Annotated in this window: 1 protein-coding gene; it reads right to left on the reverse strand. The window is 72.4% G+C overall.

All coding sequences use genetic code 11. The features are described 5' to 3' along the window. Nucleotides 1–399: methyl-accepting chemotaxis protein (locus ACEN88_RS34465; RefSeq protein WP_413346901.1), on the reverse strand; the 399-nt coding region annotated here is incomplete at both ends.

Here is a 399-nt window from a genome sequence, read left to right on the forward strand (position 1 = left end):
GTGCCGGCGGCAGCGCCGGTTTCGGCGCCGCCTGGGACTTCGCCTGGACCCGGAACACTTCCACCAGCCCGGCCAGCGCCTGCGCCTGTTCATGCATCGCCCGCGTCGCGGCCGCCGATTCCTCGACGAGGGCCGCGGTCTGCTGCGTCACGCCGTCCATCTGCACGATGGCCTGGTTGACCTGGCCGATCCCGCTGGCCTGTTCGCGGCTGGAGGCGACGATCTCGTTCATGATGCCGGTGACGCGGCCGATGCTGTCGACGATGTCGCGCATCGTCTGGCCGGCTTGCCCCGCCAGGGTCGCGCCGTCGGCCACGCGCTGGGTGGAGGCGTCGATCAGGTCCTTGATCTCCTTCGCGGCGGCGCCCGAGCGCTGGGCGAGGGCACGCACCTCGGCGG

This window comes from Massilia sp. CT11-108 (assembly GCF_047302915.1).
In the GTDB taxonomy this organism is placed as follows: domain Bacteria; phylum Pseudomonadota; class Gammaproteobacteria; order Burkholderiales; family Burkholderiaceae_D; genus Telluria; species Telluria orientalis.